The sequence below is a fragment of the Pleomorphomonas sp. JP5 genome (assembly GCF_023721815.1).
Taxonomy (GTDB): domain Bacteria; phylum Pseudomonadota; class Alphaproteobacteria; order Rhizobiales; family Pleomorphomonadaceae; genus Pleomorphomonas.
In genome coordinates, this window is sequence record NZ_JAMDLI010000006.1 from 332,873 (window position 1) to 347,610 (window position 14,738).

Consider the following 14,738-nt stretch of genomic DNA (forward strand, 5'->3'; position numbering starts at 1 on the left):
TTACCGCCACCAAAACCTCGCCCGAACCCGCAACAGGCTCTGCCACCTCGTGAAACGAACTCCGACCAGAACCGTCGATCTTCAAAGCACGCATGGAAGCTGTCCTCTTGTCCAAAATTCGGCCGACCGGGCGGAGCTGCCCGGTCCGGTCCATAACGCGGGTGGTTCGCCGGTTGTCAGCCTCGCTCGGCGAGCGCCAGGGCCAGCGCGATGATGGCTCCCTTGGCGATGAGCTGAATGTCGATCGACACGTTGAGGATGTTCATCCCGTTGTTCATGATGCCGAGGAACATCACGCCGATGATCGTCCTGGCAACCGAACCGTTGCCGCCCATCAGACTGGTGCCGCCGAGCACCACCGAGGCGATCACGTCGAGTTCGGTGCCGAATTCGCCATAGGTGGCCGACGCGGTATGGACCTGCGAGGACTGGATGATGCCGGCCAGCGCCGCTCCGAAGGCGGAGATGGCGTAGAGCCACATCTTGGTAGTGCGGGTGCGATGGCCACTCAGGAAGGCGGCGCGTTCGTTCTCGCCGATGGCGGCGACGCAAATGCCGATCGGCGTCATCTTCTGCAGGAAGATCATCAGGAGCGAGACGGCGATGAACAGATAGATCGAGAAGGGGATGCCGGCGATGGAGCCCGTGCCGATGAACGTAAAGCCAGGCTGGTCGCGGATGCTGTGCAGGTCGGGACCGCCGAGCAGCAGCGCCGAACCGCGTACGATCGACAACATGGCGAGCGTGACGATGATCGGCGGCAGACCGAAGAAGGCAATCAACGCGCCGCTGACCAAGCCGACCGCGACACCTGCCGCCAGCCCGGCAGCCAGCACGAGCGGCAACGGATAGCCGGCTTCCATGGCGAAAAAGGCGACCACGCCCGAGAGGGCCAGCACCGGACCGACCGACAGGTCGATGCCGCCGGTCATGATCACGAAGGTCATGCAGGTCGCCATGATGCCGACCATGGCGACCTGTCGCACGATGCCGACGAGATTGTCCGGCTTGAGGAAAGCCGGCTCGATGATCGAGAAAACCACGACGAAGGCCGCGATGGCGAGGGTAAGCGCATGCGGAGCCAGACGAGTGGCAATATTGGGAGAAAGGGCGCTCATCATTCGGCTCCGATTTCGGCCACCACCTGGGCCATGCTCATGTCGGCGGCATCATGGATCGACCTCAGTCGCCCGGACACCATGATGCCGATACGGTCGGCGACGGTCATCACCTCCTCGAGGTCTGACGAGACCACCAGAACGGCGGCGCCCCGATCGCGCTCGGCACGCAGGATGGCGTAGATTTCCGCCTTGGCGCCGACGTCGACACCAACGGTCGGCTCGTCGAGGATGATCACCTTCGGGCCAAGACGCAGCCATTTGCCGACGAGCACCTTCTGCTGATTGCCGCCCGACAGGTGACGGACCAGCTTGCGACCGTCGGCCGGCTTGATGCTGAGGTCGTCGATCGATCTGTTTGAAGCCGCCTCGATGCCCTTTCGGTCGAGCAGAAATAGCCGTCGGAACCGCCTGAGCGTGGTCATGACCAGATTTTCGGTCACCGTCATGCCGAGCATCAGACCGTCGCGATGACGGTCCTCGGGCACAAAGCCGACGCCGCCCGCCATGGCATCACCCGGCGAATGGAAGTTGACCGACTTTCCGTCGATCTCCACCGTGCCGGCATCGCATGGCTCCGAGCCGAAGATGGCATGCATGAGCTCGGTGCGCTTGGACCCGATGAGGCCGGTAATGCAAAGGATTTCGCCGCCGTAGAGATCGAAGCTGACGTCACGGAACATGCCGCGACGGGTCAGTCCCTTGACCGACAGCCGAACCTCTCCATTGCCACATGGGTGGCGAGCCTCGTGGGCGGCTGCCGAGCTCTCGCGGGCAAGGCGGTCCCCGACCATCAGCTCGATCACCTTGGCGCGCGTCATGTTGGCGACGTCGGCCTCGGCGATCACACAGCCATCGCGCATGATGGTCATGGTGTCACACACCGTGAAGATCTCGTCGAGCATGTGGCTGATGTAGACGATGCCGACGCCACGGCTCTTCAGAAGACGGATGGTGTCATGCAGGCGTCGGACGTCGGACGCCGCCAGCCAGCCGGTGGGCTCGTCCATCAACAGCACCTTGGCGTCGAGCGCCAGTGCCTTGACGATCTCGACTTCCTTCTGCTTCACAGTCGGCAGCTCGCCGACCACGGCGTCGAGATCGAGATCGATGCCATAGCGCTCCAGAAGTTCTTCCGCCTCGCGCCGCTGCGCCTTGACGTCGACGAGACCCAGGCGGCGGGTCGGCTGACGGCCAAGGAAGATGTTGTCGAGTACGCTCATCGCCGGCGCCATGTTCGAGTGCTGGTAGATGCACCCGATGCCGTTGCGGATCATCTCCTCCGGGCGGCCGAGCGGTAGCTCGACGCCGTCCAGCGTCACGCTGCCGGATGTGGGCATCACCGCACCGGTGAGGATCTTGATCAGCGTCGACTTGCCGGCACCGTTCGAGCCTATGAGCGCGCGCACTTCGCCGCGCATCACGCGAAAGTCGGCTTTATTGAGGGCGGTGAGGTTGCCGTAGACCTTGGTGAGGCCGCGCGCCTCAACGAGTGAAGCGGAGCCGGCATTCGGGTTGGCTGCTGCGGACATCTCAGGCCTCCTCGGCGAGGTTGGCGGCAAGACGCTTCTGCCGGCGAACGGCAAGGAAGCGATCGTGGCCGACGGCGATCAGCAGAATGACGCCGGTGAGGATCTGCTGGACGAACTGGGAGATGCCGAGCAGCGTCAGGCCGACCAACACCATGCCAAGCAGGAAGGTTCCGATCACCGGACCGGCGAGGCCGCCGATACCGCCCGACAGGCTGACGCCGCCGATCACCGCTGCGGCGATCGCGCTCATCTCCATGCCCAGCCCCAGCGATTCCGTCGTCGTCGACAAGCGCGCGATCATCAGTAGCGCGGCGAGACCGGCGCAGAAGCCGCAGATCGCATAGGCAATGATGATCGTGCGCCCGACGTTGATCCCGGCGAGGCGGGCCGCCTCGGCATTGCCCCCGACCGTGAAGATGTTGCGACCGAAACGGGTACGGCCCAATAGGACGCCGAACACCACCAGTGTCGCAATCATGATGAAGAAGGACAGCGGGAACCAGGGCAGTTCGATGAACGAGGACAGGCCGGTGGCCGAGCCGATGTCGAAATAGGTGTCGAGCCCCATGATCCAGGGATCGCTGAGCGGTGTCGTCGCCAGCCCTGGCACCAGTTGGCGCCCGGAAATGGCGTAGACGAGGCCTCGATAGGCGGCGAGCGTCGACAGCGTTGCAATGAACGGCTGCAAGCGCAACTTGACGATCAACACGCCATTGAGCGCGCCACACAACGTCGCCACGATCAGCGCCGCCGGAATGGCAATATAGCCCGGCAGATCGAACATCAGCGTCATGTCGAAGGCGACCATGCCGGCGAGCGCCAGCACGGCGCCGACGGACAGGTCGATGCCGCGCAGAAGAATGGGGAAGGATTCACCGATGGCGAGGATGGCAATGAACGAGAATCCCGCCATGAGATCCTCGAAGTTGCTCGCCGTCGCGAAGTTGGGCGCGAATGCGCAAAAGAACGCCAGCACTGCCAGGAAGAACAGGACTACGGCGATGAATGCGGACTGGACACGCATTGCTTACCTATGATCGGGTTGTAGCTTCAGCTTGGCTGACGGATGGTGCGTTCGGCTTTTGACTCGGCCGGCCGCCCGGCGGAGGCTCTCGGCCGCTGCGGGGCTCGTGATCGAAGCCGACGGGCGGCCGATCGCATTGCACTCAGTCTGGTCGGACCCGGGCAGCCTAGGCCACCCGGATCTGGCTTGAAAGTGCGGCTCGCCGCTTACCAGCGCTGAGACGGCTGGATCTGGCCCACCGTCTCCTTGGTGGCGATCACGAAGGGCATAAGGAGCTTGCCCTGCTGGCCGAAGGCGGAGGCATTGACGAGACCGGAGGTCAGCACCGTGGCGGCGGCGGCGGCGAAGCGCCCCTGCTGGAACACGTCGGTGTACTGCGTGCCGCTCAGCTCGCCTGCCTCGATCGAGGCCAGCGCATCCTTCTCGCCGTCGTTGCCGAAGATGACCATCTTGTCGAGAATGCCCTTCTCCTTGGCGACGTCGACCGCGCCGAGCGCCATCGAGTCGTTGACGCCGTAGACGCCGGCCAGGTTGGGATTGGCGGCGATGATGGTCGACAGCACGTCCTGCGCCTTCTTGCGCGACCAGTCGGCGACCTGATCGGCGACGACGCGGATCTCAGGATGATACTTCTTGAGACCATCGACGAAACCATTGGTCCGCTGATCGCGGATGACGATTCCCGGAGGCGCATTGAGAATGGCGACATCGCCCTTGCCGCCCATCTTGTCGCCCATCGTCTTGGCGATTTCCATGGCGCCATAATAGTGGTTCATCTCCACGTGGGCGGCATGGGCCTCGGTGGCGTCGATGTTCAGCGTGATGACGATGATGCCCTTGCGCTTGGCCTTCTTGATCGACGGGGCGAGCGCCACGCTGTCGCTCGGCTGCAGGAAGATCACCTTGGTGCCGTTGTTGATCAGCGTGTCCATCAGGCTGACCTGCACCTCGACCTTGTTCTGACCGTCGAGCTGGGTGTAGTCGACCGTTTGCTGGGTGCTCAGCACCTCCTCGATGCCCTTGGACCAACCGGCCGAAACGGTGTGCGGCTGGATCTGCAGGAAGGCCATCTTCACGCGCTCGTCGGCGCGCGCGGCGGAAACGCCGATGGCGCCGGTGATCGGATCGATGCCAGCCATCAGGCCGGTCGCGGCGCCCGTCAAGGCGGCCGAGCCGAGGGCCATGGACTTGAGGATGGACCGGCGATCCGCCAGCATTCCGCTATCGTCTTTCTGGGTCATGTCTCTCTCCCTAGATCTTTCGTTTTCGCCTTGAGGCTCCTCAACGCACGGGTCGCACGGCGCCGCGCACCGCCGTATAGACGGCGTAGACGGATGTCGACGCCGTGATGAACAGTCGGTTGTTCTTGGGGCCACCGAAGCAGACGTTGGCCACGGTCTCCGGCACATGGATGATGCCAAGCGGGCACCCGTCCGGAGCGAAGATCTCGACGCCGCGTGCCGTGGAAACCCAGAGATTGCCGTATTCGTCGAGGCGGAAGCCGTCTGGAACCCCTTCCTCCACGGTGATCAGCACCTTGCCCTCTCCGACAGTCCAGCCATCTCCGAGCGGGAACGCCATAACGTGGTGGAAGCCAGCCGCGTCATGGGAGGCGGAACTGTCGGCGACATAGAGCGTCCGCTCGTCGAGCGACAGGGCGAGGCCGTTCGGCTTCAACATCGAACGGATCTTCGCCTCAACCTTTTGGGTCACCGGATCAACGCGATAGACGAAGCAGCCATCCTGTTCGGAAGGCGAACGCTTGCCCTCGTAGTCGGTCATGATGCCGTAGGTCGGGTCGGTGAACCAGACGCCGCCATCGGACGCCACGATCACGTCGTTCGGCGAGTTGAGCCTTCGCCCCTCGAAGGCGTCGGCCACCACGGTGCGCCGGCCGTCCAGCTCGAAGCGGACGACCGAGCGCGTCAGGTGTTCACAGGCCAGAAGGCGGCCAGCGGGATCGATCGTGTGGCCATTGCAGTTGTTGGCCGCATGATCGAGGACGCGGACGCCCAGGTCGGCAACCCACTGATACATCCTGCCCCGTGGAATATCCGACCAGATGAGGAAATCGCCCGTTGGGAAATAGGCCGGACCCTCGGTCCAGAGGTGTCCCGTACTCAGTGTCTCGAGTGGGCTGCTTGGCAGCACGAGCTGCCAAAGACGCTCATCGAGCGCGGTTATGCGTTGCTGGCTCATTGGCACGTAGGCCCTTGTCTTTGCGATTTCCTCAGTGTCATTGAAGCAGAGACGAGAGGGGGGAGACAGCGCAGGTCCCACCTCGTTTTTGCGGGAACCCGCAAAACTTGACGCGCTTTCGCGCTAGCGCCCCCGCATGTCTGCGCCGACAATCGACGCGTTTTGACAAGAGGCCTCCATGCTGAGTCGTGCCCCGTTCGATCTGCAACGCATCATGGCGGTCCTCAAGTCGATCACCGGTCAGCTCGACCTCAAGTGCGTCGTCCAGGCGGTGTCGACGGCGGTGAGCGACATCCTGCCTCACGACCACATCGACGTCGCCCTGATGAATGCCGACCGCACCATCGTCTCCACTTACGAGGCGGGGCTGCACACCGAATGGGACATCGAGTCGCGCGGCACGCGGTCGGTCGCCGTCAGCCCCATCCGCACCCTTTTCATGGGCGAGATCGACCACATCATCACCGCAGACGCCCAGGCCGACCCCCGCTTCCATTTCGAGGGTGCCTGGTCAAAGCCGATCTTCGACGCCGGCCTCAGGGGACGCCTGCACGTGCCGGTGCTGGTGGAGGGAAGGATCATCGGCGCGCTGTCCTTCTCGACGCAAGTGCCCGACACCTATAGCGAAGCCGACCTGGACAATGCGCGGATCGTCGCCGACATCCTCGCCGCCTACATGTTCGCCCTTCAGCAGAGCGATCTGGCGGCCCGCCGCGAAATCAAGCGGGTGGAGGCCGAAGCGCGCGCCGAGGGCCTCCGCATCGGCGCCCGCCACCTCACCGAGGAACTGGAAAATGCCCGGCAGGCCATCGGCATGGACCTGCACGACCAGACGCTTGCCGACCTCTCGCGCATCTCGCGCAACCTGAAACGCCTCGAGGGCAAGGCCAACCTCAGGGGCAGCGAGCTGCAGCCTATCCAGGACGACATCTCGCACTGCCTCACCGAGCTCCGGGTGATCATCGACAATGCCCGCCCTTCGGTGCTGCAGTTCTTCGGCTTTTCCGAAGCCATCGAGGCAGTGCTCGACCGTTATGCCCGCGCCTCGGCCAAGCCGCTGGTCTGCCGGCTGAGGGACGAGGGCTGCGCGGCCATCGATGCCTTGCCCTCCAACACGCAGGTGGCGCTCTATCGCATCGTTCAGGAGGCCATCAACAACGCCGGCCGCCACTCCGGCGCCTCGACCATCGAGGTTCAGGTGTTCTCCGATGAGGCGGGCATCCGCATAACCATCGTCGACGATGGCTGCGGCCTGCCCCAGACGCCCGGCAAACGCACCGGCGGCCTTGCCAACATGCGCACCCGCGCCTCGCTGATCGAGGCGGACCTGACGGTAACTTCCGGCGCCGAGGGCGTCGGCACCCAACTGAGCATCACCATTCCGCTAGCCCGGCCCGCTGAGCCGGCGCGAGCCCGGGAGGCAGAATGAGCACCTATCTGATCGCCGAGGACGATGTTCTGCATCGCGGTTTTCTGCGCGAGGTCATCGCGCTCGGCGAAATCGACTGCGAGCAGGTCATCGAGGCAGAGAACGGCGAGGATGCCATCCGCCTCGCTCATGAGCATGAGCTCAAGGGCGCCATCCTCGACTTGCAGATGCCCAAGAAGACCGGCGTCCAGGCCGCCAAGGCAATCTGGGCAGAGAACCCGGCCATGCCAATCATCTTCTGGTCCAACTATGCCGACGAGGCCTACGTGCGCGGCGTCGCTCGCATCGTACCGGCCGGCGCCACCTATGGCTATCTTCTGAAGACGGCGTCCAAAGATCGGTTGCGGCGAGCGATCCAGTGCGTGTTCGTCGAGGGACAGAACATCATCGACCGCGAAGTGCGCGGCCTTCAGAAGCGCGGGCAGAAAGGTTCTGACGAACTGACGGAAGTCGAGTACGAGATCCTGCTCGACATCTCCATCGGCCTGACCGATCAGGCGATCGCCGCCCGCCGCAACATGTCGATGCGATCCGTCCAGGGACGGCTGCAGCAGCTCTATGCCAAGCTCGGCCTAACCTCGCTCCCGCTGATGCCCGATGGACGCGCCGTATTCAACAGCCGCTCGCGCGCCGTGGCGCTTGCCTTGTCGAGCCGCATCATCAATTCCAAGACGATCGAGATTGCCGAGTCCGAATATCAGCAGGACCCCGATCGTGGCCTTCGCAAATAAAAGAAGGCGGATCATCTCAAGACGCACAGGTACCCGGCGAAGGCAGACCCAAACTTCGCCGCGCCTCATCGGATAAATGAGTGTCCGACACTTGCTTCGTGCCGCTGTGTACGCCAAGCTAGCGACCAGCAGGCGATCGTAAGCATCTGATTTTCTTGATTCACCTAGTAATCATCCTCTTGGGGGATGATTTGGTGGAGCTGAGGGGAATCGAACCCCTGACCTCTGCAGTGCGATTGCAGCGCTCTCCCATCTGAGCTACAGCCCCATCCGGCACGGCTTTTCGGCCGCGAACCCGGCGTCGGGTGAGCCGCTTTTAGGGTGAGGGGCCGAGGCTGTCAAGCCTTTCCCAACACCCTTTCCGGTCGAGACAATGGGAGAAACTCGGGCCCGCAGGACTCGCCCGGAAAGCGACAGTCCACCACCCATGGGTCGCCCTCGGCGCCAGGGCGGCCACGATCCTTTACCAACTCGGACGATCATCGAACGTTGGTGCCGTAAAGCGGCCTTGCGGCTCCATCGCGTCATGGCTACATCTCGGAAAACCCGTGACGCGAAAGACCCTTTCATGCAGGCCGTTCTCTACGTTCTCCTCCAGGTACTCAGCCTATACATGTACATCCTGATCGCCTCGGCGATCATGTCCTGGCTCGTCGCCTTCAATGTCGTCAATCTGCGCAACCAGGTGGTGGCCGCGATCGCCGGCTTTCTCTACACGATGACCGAGCCCCTGCTGCGCCCGATCCGGCGCTTCATGCCGAACACGGGCGGGCTGGACCTGTCATTCCTCGTGCTCTGGTTCGGTATCATCCTTCTGCAGCAGATCATCATCCGCTACATCTATCCTTACGTCTTCTAGTTCGATGGCCGACGCCCCGATCCGGCGCGATGGCGCCAACCTCCTCATCGAGGTGCGCCTGACGCCGCGCGGCGGCGCCGATCGCATCGATGGCGTGAAGGCGTTGTCGGACGGACGGACTGTGGTGGCGGCAAGAGTCAAGGCGGTGCCGGAGGACGGCAAGGCCAACGCCGCCTTGGCGGCGCTCATGGCCACGACCGCCGGCCTACCCAAATCGGCCGCCGCGGTCGTGTCCGGCTCAACGGCTCGCCTCAAGACCATCCGTCTGTCGAATGCCGATGCTGAAGCGGAGTCCCGTCTGAGGACGATCTGCGGCCTGCCTGCCTGAAAACGAACTTCACTCGTCGGGGTCGAGCGCTCGCGCCTCGTCGGGGAGCATGATCGGCACGCCATCTCGCACGGGATAGGCAAGCCGGGCGGGTCGCGATACCAGCTCCCGGCGCTCAGGATACCACTCCAGCGTTGCCTTGGTGAGCGGGCAGACGAGGATCTCGAGGAGCTTGGGATCGACCTCGCCAGTCCGTCGGCCGTCGTTCTCCGGCATTTCGGCGTCCTCAGTTGAAAGTGGTCGGGGCGCCATCGGCAGCGCGCGCCAGCGCGATCTCCGTTATGGCGATCAACGTCTCAGCTCTCGTCTTCAAATCGGGCGCCTCAAGCAGCGCCTGCTTCTCGGCCGGGCCATAAGGACTCATCATCGACAGCGTGTTGATCAACGCCTCGGTCGATGCCTTCTCGACGGCATCCCAGTCCGCCTCCATCTCGTTGGCGTCGAGAAAGGCCTCGAAGACCTCAAGGAAGGCTGTGCGATTCACGTCATCCTCGCCGGTTCGCGGCTCGAAATCGACGGGGAAATCGCAGGCGACCTGGCCTACGCGATAGGGTAGATCGGCAGGAACCTCACCCATCAGGTGAAACCGACAGACGCCGGTCAGCGTCACCTGATAGCGGCCGTCACCGGTTTCGGCGATCGCCGTGATTCGACCAACGGTCCCGACCTCGCAGAGCGGCGCCGAGCCTTCCTCGATGCTCTCGTCGGCATCGAAGCGCGGCTGGATGATACCGATCAGTCGATCGCCGGCCAGCGCAGCGTCGACCATGGCGAGATAACGCGGTTCGAACACGATGAGCGGCAGCAGACCGCGCGGCAACAGAAGCACGCCCTTCAGAGGGAAGAGTGGCAGCTCGCCGGGGAGATCGGCGGGACCGACATAGCTTGCGTTGCCGACTTGCATCGAATGCCTTTCGTTGATCAGGAGAACAGAACCGAGGACAGCTTGCGCCGTCCGTAGAGCGTCATGGGGTCGGTCATGCCCCAGGCTTCGAAGAACTTGACCAGCTGCTTGCGCGCCGCTTCTTCGTTCCAGGCGCGCTCTCGCCGGACGATCTCGATCAACTGGTCGACTGCCGCCTGCCGGTCGCCCTTGGCAGCCAGCGCCTCGGCCAGCTCGAACCGAGCCTGATGGTCGGCGGGGTTGGCGGCCACGGCGGCCGAGAGAGCGTCTGTATCGCCCACGCTGGCGGCCCGCTCGGCCAGTTCCAGCTCGGCACGCGCGCCGGCGATGGCCGCATCGCCGGATTTCAGATCGGGTACGCGGGCAAGCACGGTGCGCGCGTCCTCGAGCTGCCCTGCCGCCGTCAGTGCCCGGACGAGGCCGGCGATGGCGACAAGCGACTCGGGATCCATGTCGAGCACGGCGAGGAAGGCATCGGCGGCAGCCTGGGAGTTGCCGTCAGCCAGAGCCTCCTGTCCGGCGGCAATGAGCTTTTCCTGCTCCGTCGGCCCCATCGGCCCGGCGACGCGTTCGATGAACTGCCGAACCTGACTCTCCGGCTGGGCGCCCATGAAACCGTCAACGGCGCGCCCCTTGACGAAGGCGATGACAGCCGGAATCGACTGAATCCCCAGCTGGCCCGCCACCTCGGGATGGTCGTCGATGTTCATCTTGACGAGGCGCACCTTGCCCTTGGCGTCGCGCACCACTTTCTCGATGACCGGCGTCAGCTGCTTGCAGGGACCGCACCACTCCGCCCAGAAGTCCACCAGCACCGGCTTGTCCTTCGAGGCATCGAGCACGTCGCGAGCGAAATCTCGGGTCGTCGTCTCGATCACGTCGTTGGCCGCCGGGGCCGGAGCGGCGTCAGAGGGGGCAAAGCCGTTGCCAAAGGTGAAGGTCGGGCTGCTCATCTTCTCACTCGACTGCTGGGCGCCGATCCCCCACAGGAGGAGGCGGCAAAGGGGAATTCGTCCGCCCTATATAGGGCGGCAAGACCAAGTTTAACAGTCGCCGCCGTTTCAAGCGACTAGCGGCAGGTCGACAATCAACGGCTCGTGGCCGGTCGCACGAAGAAAGGAGACCAGCCCTTCGGCCGACAGCGCCGTGGTCGCGGTATTCTCGAGCGGATGAACATGGACTGGATCGAGCTCCAGCAACGCCCTTTCAAGGACCACCGTTACTGCGCCGGCGGTGTCGTTGAGAACGCCGAGCGGCGTGACCGAACCGGGCAGAATGCCCAAATGCTCCATCAGTTGGTCGGCCGAGCAGAACGACACTCGCCCCGAAGCGCCGATCACGGCCTGGACATGCTTGAGATCGAGCGAGGCGTCCTTCCTGAGCGTGATCAGGAAGAGCCGGCTCTTCTTGTCCTTGACGAACAGGTTCTTGGCGAACCCGCCGCTCATGCCGCCCCAGATGGCCATCGCCGCCTCGACGGTCGGAAGCGGTGGGTGCTCGATCGTCTGATGGGAGATTCCCAGACGGTCGAGTAAGGCGAACAGATCTGCGCGCGTCGCAGCCATGGCAACCTCGTTACGGACGGGCAAGTGCCCCAGGACCTTTCGATATTTCAGGTAACCCATGGATCGCGCAAGCCAAAATCGTTGGAAAATCCGGGCCTTGGCGTGCGACAGGCTTCCTTTTCCCGGCAAAAAAGCGCGCCTGGCGAAAAAAGTCGAAAAAGGCTGTTGCATTCGCCGCCGACTTGGGCGATATACCGCCTCGCTCCGGCGACGGAGCAAGCTGAAAAGCGGAGCGCGGGTGTAGCTCAGGGGTAGAGCATAACCTTGCCAAGGTTAGGGTCGTGGGTTCGAATCCCATCGCCCGCTCCATTTTCAGAAGAGAAGTCATGGACTTGCAAAGCGGCCGCCTTTTGGGCGGCCTTTTTGTTTTGTCCGCTTCCGAGAACTGCAGGCCGATCCTCTCGGTCAGTTAAGCCACCAGATCGACACGTTGAGAACCGTCGCGAACGAGACCCATCCGAGATAAGGAACGAGGGCTCCGCCGGCGATCCGGTCGACGGCCAGAAAGGCGCGAATCGCCGCTACGATCGTCCCGACCAGCAGAAGAATCACCACGAGGCCCGCCGATGGAGAATGGAGGCCGAAGAAGGCGGCGGACCATGCTGCGTTGAGGGTGATTTGAACAAGAAATAGAGTGATCCCCCGTCGCCGCGGCGCGCCTGGATGGGCTCTCAAGATCCGATAGAACGCCCAGGCCATGAGGACATAGAGCAGGGTCCAAACCGGGCCGAAGACCCCGTTGGGCGGATTGAAGGGTGGCTTGACGAGCCCTTCGTACCATGGGGCTATGTTGGGCAAGGTTGCGAAGTTGCCAATGACGGCAGCTGCGGCGACCGGCGTCACAGCGGCAAAAGCCGCATACACTTTTCCCATCGACCGCGGCGCTGGCGTTTCGAGACTCATTTGATTGTCCTCCCTTGAGGATCGGATCCGACGCTGACTGCCGTTGGCTAGCCTAGCGCATCGCATCGTACCCAGACACTGACGCTGCGGTCATTCACCGGAAAGCTCGCACACCCGGCATCGTCGGTCGTCACCTCGTCGTCGCGATGTCCCAGGAAATCGCGAAAGGCGACACCCCCAGCCTCCTGGCCGAGGTCGATGGTCTTGGCGGTCTCGGTGGAGTTTGTCATCACGACGACGCAGCCAGGAGCCTCCGCTGTCCCGTGACGAACGAAGGCGACACAGTCCGGCTTGTCGAACATATCGGTCTGAGGGCCGTGAGCGAAGCGCTGGCGCGCTTTGGTCAGGAGCGGGAGGCAGGCGATGGCTGGCATCTCGATCTCGTGGTCCTCGCCGTCACTGCCTTTGTCGGTATAGGTCGCACCGTAAAGATCCGGGTGGAACACGCACGGTACACCCTGCTCCCGGAGCAGAATAAGGGCGTAAGCGAGCGGCTTGAACCAAGGCTCCACCGGAGCTTCCAGCGATTGCAACGGCTGGGTGTCGTGGTTGTCAACAAGCGTCACGGCATGCTCAGGCATTGAGCCAACCAACGTATTGTCGAACAAGGTGCGGAGATCGTAATCCGAGCCACCTTTCGACGCATTGTGGAAGTTGTAGTGCAGCGCCACGTCGAACAGCATCAACTGGCGATCGACGAGATCCAGATAGGCACGAAGCGCCTCCAGATCCGCGTGCCAGTACTCGGCAACAACGAACAGATCCTTACCGGCGCTTTCGCGCATGGACTCGATCCAGTCCCGGAAAAACCAGGCGGGGATATGCTTGACGGCATCAAGGCGAAAGCCGGCGCAGGGCAGCTCGCCCATCAGCCAGCGCCCCCAGTGCTTCAGCTCCTCGTAGACGGCCTTGTTGCGAAACTCTACGTCCGACCCCATCAGGTAGTCGAAATTGCCGAACTCCTCATCGACCTCGACGTTCCAGCCGTCGCCATGTTCATTGACGAGCTTGAAGACGCCGTCTTCTACAGGATCCTCGATGCGATCGACCCCACTGAAACACTTGGCATCCCAAATGAACTCCGAGTAGCGTCCCTGCCGTCCTGGAAAGGTGAAGCGCGTAAGAACGGTGGCCTCGAAAGTCGCGGGATCGATTTCTTCGCGGTCGTCAGGATTGACGCGATGCACCCGGACCCTCTCGGCTTCGTCGGCGCCCATCTTGTGATTGAACACCACGTCGTAGATGACGCCGATGCCCTTTGCCTCAAGGGCGTGAACGGCGCGCTCCAGAGAAGCCCGATCGCCATACTTTGTCGCCGTGCCACCCTTCTGGTCGAACTCGCCAAGATCGAAGAGATCGTAGACATCGTAACCGACGGACTGACTGCCCATGGCGCCCTTGTAGACGGGCGGCAGCCAGACATCGGTAATGCCCATTTCGGCGAGGGACGCCGCCTTCTCTTCGAGAAAAGGCCAGAGATGGCCTCCGCCGGGGTAGTACCAATGAAATGCCTGCAACAGCGTTCTCTGGACCATTTGCAGCCTCGAGGACAGGAGCGTCACCTTGCGCCCAGACGTTGACCCAAAAAGACGCTGCCGCTCCAATGGGACCGACAGCGTCTTGGAACCGCGAGACAAGGCCGGTCAGGCCTTGTCGATCAGATCCTTAAGGGCCTCCTTGCCCTTGCCTACGGCCTTCTGGGCTTCACCCTTGGCCTCCTGGACGTCGCCTTCGACCTTCAGCTCGGGATCGTCAAGTGCCTCGCCAGCGGCCCGCTTGGCCTTGCCGACGACTTCGTTGGTATGACCCTTGATCTTGTCGGTGGTGGAACTCATGACAGTCTCCCTTCGCGTCCCGTTGATGTTTCGGTTTTGGGAACCGTGAAGGAAACGTTGGGCAGGGCGGACGGTTCCGCCAAAACACGTAGCACCTTGCTTCATCTTGAGGTGATGACAAGGTTCGATGCGGTTGCTCTGCCAGATTTCCGTGCATTTTCGGACGTTTATCGGGTCCGCCCTTGCTTTTCGAGCGTTCCTGCAGCGCTTGCGGCTTGACGTTGCCCCTTGAGCCTAATCCGGTTTGAAGTTCGTTCTGGCCCATCGAGAGGACCAGGACATGAAGCGCAGTCGTTTCAGCGAAGAGCAGA

16 protein-coding genes and 2 tRNA genes are annotated in these 14,738 nt (G+C 62.9%); 5 read left to right on the forward strand and 13 right to left on the reverse strand.

Annotation, left to right across the window (positions count from 1 at the left end):
• Nucleotides 1-176: 176 nt before the first annotated feature.
• The 5 genes from M4J40_RS06900 to M4J40_RS06920 all read right to left on the reverse strand — a co-directional run bounded on the left by M4J40_RS06900 (nucleotide 177) and on the right by M4J40_RS06920 (nucleotide 5,873).
• A complete protein-coding gene (locus M4J40_RS06900; RefSeq protein WP_251753142.1) occupies nucleotides 177-1,118 on the reverse strand; it encodes an ABC transporter permease in 942 nt (313 codons plus the stop codon).
• Nucleotides 1,118-2,650 (reverse strand): sugar ABC transporter ATP-binding protein, encoded by a 1,533-nt coding sequence (locus M4J40_RS06905; protein ID WP_251753145.1) that lies wholly within the window; start codon nucleotides 2,648-2,650, stop codon nucleotides 1,118-1,120. The genes M4J40_RS06900 and M4J40_RS06905 overlap by 1 nt, the downstream gene beginning before the upstream one ends.
• Nucleotide 2,651: 1 nt before the next feature.
• Nucleotides 2,652-3,674 carry an ABC transporter permease gene (locus M4J40_RS06910; RefSeq protein WP_251753147.1) on the reverse strand — a complete coding sequence of 341 codons (1,023 nt, stop codon included), beginning with the start codon at nucleotides 3,672-3,674 and terminating at the stop codon, nucleotides 2,652-2,654.
• 206 nt (nucleotides 3,675-3,880) lie between these two features.
• Nucleotides 3,881-4,915: a sugar ABC transporter substrate-binding protein gene (locus M4J40_RS06915; RefSeq protein ID WP_251753149.1), complete on the reverse strand. Its 1,035-nt coding sequence runs from the start codon at nucleotides 4,913-4,915 to the stop codon at nucleotides 3,881-3,883.
• A gap of 40 nt (nucleotides 4,916-4,955) precedes the next feature.
• Nucleotides 4,956-5,873 carry an SMP-30/gluconolactonase/LRE family protein gene (locus M4J40_RS06920; protein ID WP_251753151.1) on the reverse strand — a complete coding sequence of 306 codons (918 nt, stop codon included), beginning with the start codon at nucleotides 5,871-5,873 and terminating at the stop codon, nucleotides 4,956-4,958.
• Between the two features lie 178 nt (nucleotides 5,874-6,051).
• Here M4J40_RS06920 and M4J40_RS06925 point away from each other — a divergent pair, with 178 nt between their 5' ends.
• A complete protein-coding gene (locus M4J40_RS06925) occupies nucleotides 6,052-7,302 on the forward strand; it encodes an ATP-binding protein (protein ID WP_251753152.1) in 1,251 nt (416 codons plus the stop codon).
• A complete protein-coding gene (locus M4J40_RS06930) occupies nucleotides 7,299-8,033 on the forward strand; it encodes a response regulator transcription factor (protein ID WP_251753154.1) in 735 nt (244 codons plus the stop codon). The genes M4J40_RS06925 and M4J40_RS06930 overlap by 4 nt, the downstream gene beginning before the upstream one ends.
• Nucleotides 8,034-8,225: 192 nt before the next feature.
• On the opposite strand, the gene M4J40_RS06935 is transcribed toward M4J40_RS06930, so the two are convergent.
• Nucleotides 8,226-8,301 (reverse strand) — tRNA-Ala (locus M4J40_RS06935).
• 300 nt (nucleotides 8,302-8,601) lie between these two features.
• Here M4J40_RS06935 and M4J40_RS06940 point away from each other — a divergent pair.
• Nucleotides 8,602-8,892, forward strand: coding sequence for a YggT family protein (locus M4J40_RS06940; RefSeq protein WP_101290376.1), 291 nt, complete (start codon nucleotides 8,602-8,604; stop codon nucleotides 8,890-8,892).
• 4 nt (nucleotides 8,893-8,896) lie between these two features.
• Entirely contained in the window at nucleotides 8,897-9,220 is a 324-nt protein-coding gene (locus M4J40_RS06945; RefSeq protein WP_251753155.1) for a DUF167 family protein, read from the forward strand.
• Nucleotides 9,221-9,229: 9 nt separating this feature from the next.
• On the opposite strand, the gene M4J40_RS06950 is transcribed toward M4J40_RS06945, so the two are convergent.
• The 4 genes from M4J40_RS06950 to M4J40_RS06965 form a co-directional block, all read right to left on the reverse strand.
• Nucleotides 9,230-9,436, reverse strand: coding sequence for a Trm112 family protein (locus tag M4J40_RS06950; protein WP_251753157.1), 207 nt, complete (start codon nucleotides 9,434-9,436; stop codon nucleotides 9,230-9,232).
• A gap of 10 nt (nucleotides 9,437-9,446) precedes the next feature.
• Nucleotides 9,447-10,124, reverse strand: a complete 678-nt coding sequence (locus tag M4J40_RS06955) for an LON peptidase substrate-binding domain-containing protein (protein ID WP_251753159.1) — start codon at nucleotides 10,122-10,124, stop codon at nucleotides 9,447-9,449.
• Nucleotides 10,125-10,141: 17 nt separating this feature from the next.
• A complete protein-coding gene (trxA, locus tag M4J40_RS06960; RefSeq protein ID WP_251753161.1) occupies nucleotides 10,142-11,077 on the reverse strand; it encodes a thioredoxin in 936 nt (311 codons plus the stop codon).
• Between the two features lie 108 nt (nucleotides 11,078-11,185).
• Entirely contained in the window at nucleotides 11,186-11,689 is a 504-nt protein-coding gene (locus M4J40_RS06965; RefSeq protein WP_251753164.1) for a prolyl-tRNA synthetase associated domain-containing protein, read from the reverse strand.
• Nucleotides 11,690-11,923: 234 nt separating this feature from the next.
• On the opposite strand from M4J40_RS06965, the gene M4J40_RS06970 reads away from it, so the two are divergent.
• Nucleotides 11,924-11,998: transfer RNA gene (locus tag M4J40_RS06970), tRNA-Gly, on the forward strand.
• A gap of 96 nt (nucleotides 11,999-12,094) precedes the next feature.
• Here the strand turns inward: M4J40_RS06970 and M4J40_RS06975 are convergent.
• From M4J40_RS06975 to M4J40_RS06985, 3 genes are all read right to left on the reverse strand, one after another.
• Nucleotides 12,095-12,592 carry a TspO/MBR family protein gene (locus M4J40_RS06975; RefSeq protein WP_251753166.1) on the reverse strand — a complete coding sequence of 166 codons (498 nt, stop codon included), beginning with the start codon at nucleotides 12,590-12,592 and terminating at the stop codon, nucleotides 12,095-12,097.
• Between the two features lie 47 nt (nucleotides 12,593-12,639).
• A complete protein-coding gene (gene amyA, locus M4J40_RS06980) occupies nucleotides 12,640-14,127 on the reverse strand; it encodes an alpha-amylase (protein WP_251753168.1) in 1,488 nt (495 codons plus the stop codon).
• A 108-nt stretch (nucleotides 14,128-14,235) separates the two neighbouring features.
• Nucleotides 14,236-14,427 (reverse strand): CsbD family protein, encoded by a 192-nt coding sequence (locus M4J40_RS06985; protein ID WP_251753170.1) that lies wholly within the window; start codon nucleotides 14,425-14,427, stop codon nucleotides 14,236-14,238.
• Nucleotides 14,428-14,738: the final 311 nt, after the last annotated feature.

Bases quoted from the DNA above. Each gene is read 5' to 3' on its own strand.
- M4J40_RS06950 (WP_251753157.1), bottom strand. From the start codon at position 9,436: ATGCCGGAGAACGACGGCCGACGGACTGGCGAGGTCGATCCCAAGCTC.
- M4J40_RS06985 (WP_251753170.1), bottom strand. From the start codon at position 14,427: ATGAGTTCCACCACCGACAAGATCAAGGGTCATACCAACGAAGTCGTC.
- trxA (WP_251753161.1), bottom strand. From the start codon at position 11,077: ATGAGCAGCCCGACCTTCACCTTTGGCAACGGCTTTGCCCCCTCTGAC.
- M4J40_RS06920 (WP_251753151.1), bottom strand. From the start codon at position 5,873: ATGAGCCAGCAACGCATAACCGCGCTCGATGAGCGTCTTTGGCAGCTC.
- M4J40_RS06965 (WP_251753164.1), bottom strand. From the start codon at position 11,689: ATGGCTGCGACGCGCGCAGATCTGTTCGCCTTACTCGACCGTCTGGGA.
- M4J40_RS06930 (WP_251753154.1), top strand. From the start codon at position 7,299: ATGAGCACCTATCTGATCGCCGAGGACGATGTTCTGCATCGCGGTTTT.
- amyA (WP_251753168.1), bottom strand. From the start codon at position 14,127: ATGGTCCAGAGAACGCTGTTGCAGGCATTTCATTGGTACTACCCCGGC.
- M4J40_RS06975 (WP_251753166.1), bottom strand. From the start codon at position 12,592: ATGAGTCTCGAAACGCCAGCGCCGCGGTCGATGGGAAAAGTGTATGCG.
- M4J40_RS06910 (WP_251753147.1), bottom strand. From the start codon at position 3,674: ATGCGTGTCCAGTCCGCATTCATCGCCGTAGTCCTGTTCTTCCTGGCA.
- M4J40_RS06945 (WP_251753155.1), top strand. From the start codon at position 8,897: ATGGCCGACGCCCCGATCCGGCGCGATGGCGCCAACCTCCTCATCGAG.
- M4J40_RS06900 (WP_251753142.1), bottom strand. From the start codon at position 1,118: ATGAGCGCCCTTTCTCCCAATATTGCCACTCGTCTGGCTCCGCATGCG.
- M4J40_RS06915 (WP_251753149.1), bottom strand. From the start codon at position 4,915: ATGACCCAGAAAGACGATAGCGGAATGCTGGCGGATCGCCGGTCCATC.
- M4J40_RS06955 (WP_251753159.1), bottom strand. From the start codon at position 10,124: ATGCAAGTCGGCAACGCAAGCTATGTCGGTCCCGCCGATCTCCCCGGC.
- M4J40_RS06940 (WP_101290376.1), top strand. From the start codon at position 8,602: ATGCAGGCCGTTCTCTACGTTCTCCTCCAGGTACTCAGCCTATACATG.
- M4J40_RS06925 (WP_251753152.1), top strand. From the start codon at position 6,052: ATGCTGAGTCGTGCCCCGTTCGATCTGCAACGCATCATGGCGGTCCTC.
- M4J40_RS06905 (WP_251753145.1), bottom strand. From the start codon at position 2,650: ATGTCCGCAGCAGCCAACCCGAATGCCGGCTCCGCTTCACTCGTTGAG.